The sequence below is a fragment of the uncultured Veillonella sp. genome, from assembly GCF_905209685.1.
Lineage (GTDB): Bacteria > Bacillota > Negativicutes > Veillonellales > Veillonellaceae > Veillonella.
Map to the genome: position 1 here is coordinate 1 of NZ_CAJLUB010000115.1, position 5,917 is coordinate 5,917.

3 protein-coding genes are annotated in these 5,917 nt (G+C 36.2%); all 3 read right to left on the minus strand.

The genetic code is table 11. The features are described from left to right. Positions 1-79: 79 nt before the first annotated feature. Entirely contained in the window at positions 80-2,083 is a 2,004-nt protein-coding gene (locus QZ055_RS07750) for a TonB-dependent receptor (protein WP_295825802.1), read from the minus strand. Positions 2,084-2,337: 254 nt separating this feature from the next. After that, positions 2,338-3,144, minus strand: a complete 807-nt coding sequence (locus QZ055_RS07755; RefSeq protein WP_295825804.1) for a PD-(D/E)XK nuclease family transposase — start codon at positions 3,142-3,144, stop codon at positions 2,338-2,340. A 163-nt stretch (positions 3,145-3,307) separates the two neighbouring features. Continuing rightward, positions 3,308-5,566: a TonB-dependent siderophore receptor gene (locus tag QZ055_RS07760; RefSeq protein ID WP_295825805.1), complete on the minus strand. Its 2,259-nt coding sequence runs from the start codon at positions 5,564-5,566 to the stop codon at positions 3,308-3,310. Between the last annotated feature and the right edge of the window lie 351 nt (positions 5,567-5,917).

The window sequence follows — 5,917 nt, forward strand, 5'->3', positions numbered from 1 at the left end:
ACGTATTATAGCATATCTGCAAGTTCAGAAAAAGCTATATAAAAGTGGCGGCGCATTTGCGCCGCCGTGGAGTTAAATGTTAGAAGCTGTATTCATAGCCAACCATGAAGTTACGGCCTAAGGAATAATAGTTAGCTGTACTATTTGTAGTAATGTCAAGTCTATCAAACAAATTATTAATGTGTAGAAATGCCTTTTGATTTTTCTCAGGGGCATAAGTGAAATGCAAATCAGTAAAGCACTGTGGTTTGAGTTCACGTTGTGGTTTATCAAACGCCGCTCTTGTAGAAACTCTATCACCCACAAAATTTACAGACATACTAGCAGTAAATTTACTAAATGCATAATCTACAGCACCTTGTAACTGATAATTGTTGTAGATATGATGCCAACCCATATCACCATAAGTGTGTTTATTCTGTGCCTTAGGATTCTGGTAAGTAGCTCCCCAACGAGTACTCCAGTTATCATCGTGTTTCATTGCGTAAGATAATTCTACGCCAGTATTTTTCACATCTTCGTTGAAGTAATTTACTTCTTCGATAGTACCGGCATTATCGTATTTTACGTCAGCATCAATAGAGTCTTTTATTTTAAAATTGAATAATGCGAAACGCAAATTACCTTTACCTATATTAGCCTTATAACCAACCTCATAATGTGTACCTTGTTCAGGTCTTAAGTCTAAACCAGGATTAATATTACCAGTACCAAAAATCTGCGTTAAATTCGGCAATCTGAAAGATTTACCAGCTTTAGCGTAAAAACTGCTATCCTCGGTCAAGTTCAATACATATTGAATCTCAGGAGTAAACTTATTCATATTTTGTGCTGAAACATTTGTGGTAATATTTTTATCAAGATTTGTCTGAGAACCATCAGAACCACATGCCCAAGTTTGGCGTGCGTTAAAAATCAAATTAGACTTATCTGTTAAGTGCCAATCATAAGATGCATATAATGAGTAGTTATCTCTCTGATAATTAGAATTAGCTTTGAAAGTTTTCCTGCTGCCAGGATAGGTTACCTTAGAAGCATAGGCATCCATATCCTCTTTTTGATATGTTGCGCCAATCAAAAGTGTATTGTCGCCTAATTCGAATTGCTTTTGAATATCAAAGTTCGTATTATGCCCTTTTCTTGAAGAATAAGGTGTAGTAGTTCCTAATACACCATTAGTGAATCGAGCTTGATCATAGGATTTTTCTTGAGTACCATATGACAAATTAGCTTTCAAGCCATCTTTATCATACTGTAACAAAAACATATTGTCGGTATCTTCATAATAATTGTTTTGCGTTCTAACTTTTGTATCATAGTTCTTTTGCCAATATTGATGCTTGTTATTGGAATAGCTATGAGTAAAAGTTAAACCATCCAACATCTTCCAATCCCACAAAATGCTTTTTCTTTCACCTTTACCATAATCATACATGGATCTGGACGTCGAAGTAGGACTCGGACCACTCATTTTATCAGCAAACCCTCTATGCTCGTATCCAGCAACGACATTAAACTTATCTGCACCAGCACTCACATTATAGCGTTGTCTGCCAAAATTGCCTGCTGCCACTTTAACAGTATTGCTCATTGTTTTTTTAGTAATAATGTTAATTACACCACCAGTAGCTTCACTGCCATATAAAACAGAACCGCCACCCTTTACAACTTCAATTTTTTCAATAGACTCTGTAGGAATATCTTCCAAGTTATATTTGCCATCTTGGTTCATAGGAACACCATTCACCAAAACCAAAGTACCCTTTTCAACGGCACGAATCATAACCTTACTTGTCATTGTACCCATACCAGTACCATTGAAACCTTGAGATTGTGTATTAACCCCTAACGTATTTTGTAATACATCGTAAGCATTGGCAGCACTGCTTTTTTCAATCTGTTCTTCAGAATAAACCTCAACAACAGCCGGAATATCCAAATCCTTTTTTTCTGTTCTTGTTGCAGTAACTACCATCTGATCAAGCGTGTACTCCTGCAGCTCTTCAGCAAATACGTTTGCACCCCCCCACATTACACTACCAGTAATGAGGGCCGTCATCAATAAGCCTTTTTTCATCTTCATTTTTCTCATACTCCTATCAAAAATATTTATTGAAAAGCCCTCGCATATCCAGTCTTTCATGGTCATATGCAACAAGCTTTACAATCGGCAAAAAATATCTGTATATCAACTCATCCAGTTAATATTATATCTTATTTTAAACTATATAGCTACTTTATAGGCAAGATATTTGCAAAAATTTTTGCAAATAAAAAATCACCGCCAGATTCGTCTTCAATCATGGCGGTGATCAATGTTTTTATTAATTTGTATCCCTAGGCGCTCATTTTAGCAGCCAGCGCACGTACTTCCTTTACTGAAAGCTTAGAGTACTTAACAATCTTATCTATGCATTCATTATCGGCCAGCATCTCTTTAGCCACGCTGATACGTGCTTCCTTTTGTGCTTTTCTCATAGCTTCTTTTTCACGCTTTGCTATAAGCTTTTCCATTACATCGCCCATTTTATCCAAGCCCTCCTTCTCTTCTTTAAAGTATCTAATTTTTTCAGCAAGCTTTTTATAATGCATATCATCAGGATTCTTGCAGCAAAAGTCATGCATCAGCATTCCTAAAGGAGTGTCATTATGAATTTTGGCGTTAACGTAGATAATATGCGAGCCATCTGCAAAGCTGCTACCGTTCTCATCTATCGTTCTATGAATATGATAAATTGGCAACTGTCCTTTAAGCACGTCTTCCTTCGTAATGAAAATAACATAGTTCTCAGGGATTTTGTCAAAATACTCCCCTTTCGGCAAGCTTTTCGCATCCAACAGGCTCATATGATAGCGTGCTCTTTGAGGGATGGCACCACTGCTTTCATTCTGTACTTCGACGTTAAACTTGGTGCCATCAGCTTTTTCAGCTAAGATATCAAGCTGTAAATCCCGTCCCTGAAGATTTTTCAGACGTTTTTGTGTAGATGCTTTCTTTACTTTGATTGTATCATTTTCTAAGATAATCCGCAATATTAATTGTGTACGCTCTATATCATCTTCAAAAACCTTGGTCATAAAAGGATCATCCATAAGAGTAAATTCTTTAATGGAATTCAATAAATCTTGCTTTACTTTTACCATTTATTTTCTATAGCCTTTCTTCTGATTTTTCTGACTAGTCTTTGTGCTTATTATATTAGCAGAGAAGGTTACAATAGTTAAGAAATTTTTCTGAAAATCCGCTTTTATTTTAATGGTATATTAAAAGGCGGCGCAAGCGCGCCGCCTCAGCTATTTGATTAAATTAGAAAGTATAAGAATAAGTCAACAGGAAGTTACGACCTTGGCCTAAGGAATAGTTATAATATTCTCTGTCTAACAGGTTGAATACACTGAATTCCAGACCATGATGTTTGTCAAAGTTGTATTTAGACGTAAAACTCATGAGGAAAACAGGATCATAAGCACCAGGTACATCGGTAATAGTATCGCTATTATCTGCTTTACCGTATTTTTTACTATAGTAATTACCAGCTAATTCAGCGCTAAATTTATTGTCAACATAATCAACACCAATATTTAACAAACGTTTCGGAGTCGTGCGTACAATCTTATCATTTTCCTTTGCACTTGCACCCTTTGTAATTTGCGGATTTTGAATAGTTGCATTCACATAAGCAGAAAGCTTATCATCAAATTGATGCGTTAAACCAATTTCAAATCCAATCGTCTTACCTTCTCCATTAGAAGTAAGTTGCTTTTCCGCATACATACTACCATTGCTATCAAACAGATGATCATCATCTTCCAAATACTGTTTTCTACCTGTATCGCCTTGATAGTTGATGTTCTTAATTTTATTATGGAACACCGCCATTTGTATGCTAGTTTTATCACTAATACTTTTTTTATAACCAGCTTCAGTTGTTGTAATAATTTGTGGTTTCAAACCAGGATTAGGAATGACTACCGTTTTGCTACTTTGAACTGAACCAGCAATTTTACCATTAACAGTACCAGAAAACATATCATACAAAGAAGGAGCAGAAAAAGCTCTTCCCCATGAAACGTATGCACTTTGAGTATCATCAAACTTATAGTTTAATGCCAATTTAGGACTTAATGCAGAATCACTTCTAGAATCCGGTTTATCATCCATGCCATTAACATCATAAACGTGACCATCTTTAACAGTCCAATGGTCATACCTAAGCGCACCAATCAACGATACTTTATCATTAAATTTATGCTCATCTTGGAAGAAAATACCATACATATCGGTTTTTCCTTCACCAGCTTGACTAATAGTTTTGAAATCGCTACTCTTAAGTTTTACCTTATCCATTTTATCATGCTGATATTGAAGACCAAAAACAGCATGATCGTTATTGCTAAGTTGCACTTCTTTCGTCACACCCATAGTATAACGTTTGCTATTATATTTAGATAAGTCAGTTTTAGATGTACCGCCAGAATATACACCGCCATTCCAACTTCTGTTATCAGTCAAACCTGCATTTACATGCAAACCTGCATCTTTATCAGCATAACCTATGGTGTAAATTCTTTCATCTACACCACCAGGAGCTGCATCAAAGCTCTTATCTGAAACAGAAAAGTATTCACTCTTCTTCGCAGTAGAACCAGTTAGATTGTAAGTTCCATTGTCAATCCATCTTTCGTGAGAGCGGTAATCGTAAGTATATTCATTCTTAGTTTTCATATAGCCTAAGCTTAAAGTCTTCGAATCATCAAATTTATAAGTAAATTTCCCTTTATAATTATCTTCATCCCAAATTTTATTACCCTTTTTACCGATTATAGCTTGTTTACCACCTGTAGTAGTCGGACTCAACGGAAATTTATTTAAAGTACCTCCTTCAGGTTCATTAGCTTCTTTACGTTTGCTAACACTAGCAGATGTCATATCGCTGTAGGTATGGCTATCGGTTCCCTGATAGTACAAATCGTAACCAAACTTACCAACCTTATCGCCAACATTTACTTTCTTAATCCATGTATGGTTAGTGCCGTAAGTCAAGGAAGTTTTAGCATGCATTTTTTCGCTATCTTTAGTCGTTATATTAATTACACCAGCCATAGCGTTACTGCCATAAATTGCAGAACCAGGACCTTTTACAACCTCAATTTTTTCAATGCTTTCAACAGGAATATCATTCCAGTTTACAGTACCGCTATAAGCATTTACCATCGGTTGTCCATCAACTAATACAAGGACGTCACTGCCAGATTTTACACCACGCATAGTAACAACAGATTTAGAGTTTGCTAAGCCACCAGTTCTAGATACGGCAATACCTGTAACCTTCTTCAAAGCATCATCAATATATGTTGCCCCAGATTTCTCAATATCCTTTGCAGTAAGTACCTCAACACTTGCGGGAACATCAATAATTTTCTTTTCCGTTCTCGTCGCCGTTACAACCATCTGGTCCAGCGTATACTCCTGCAGCTCTTCAGCAAATACGTTTGTGCCCCCCCACATTACACTACCAGTAATGAGGGCCGTCATCAATAAACCCTTGGAAAAATTGCTCTTCATGTTTACTCATACTCCTAAAAAATATATTTTGACCACTCTTCCCCCGCCCAGTCTTGCATGGCTACGGGCTACCAAGCGCATCAAGCAAAATTGTAAGCTATAGGGCAATATAGCTATAAAAAAGCGCCCTTGCTTTTATAATCAGCAAAGGCGCAAGTTTCTCTTCTGATATTATATAGAAAGCTTCTTTGCAAAGTTATATTTCGCTTTAGGAATCTCTCTTTTTATATGTCTATAGTATACTACACAAGTCTTATGTATTCAATATCTATTCTTATTATTAAACTAAATTCTACTAGGAAATTTTTCTTTCAACCACAAAAACAGTATCGGCAATACCAAAAGTGTGAA

Excerpts from the sequence above, each read along its gene's own strand:
- QZ055_RS07750 (WP_295825802.1), bottom strand. The coding sequence starts at position 2,083 with ATGAAGATGAAAAAAGGCTTATTGATGACGGCCCTCATTACTGGTAGT.
- QZ055_RS07755 (WP_295825804.1), bottom strand. The coding sequence starts at position 3,144 with ATGGTAAAAGTAAAGCAAGATTTATTGAATTCCATTAAAGAATTTACT.
- QZ055_RS07760 (WP_295825805.1), bottom strand. The coding sequence starts at position 5,566 with ATGAAGAGCAATTTTTCCAAGGGTTTATTGATGACGGCCCTCATTACT.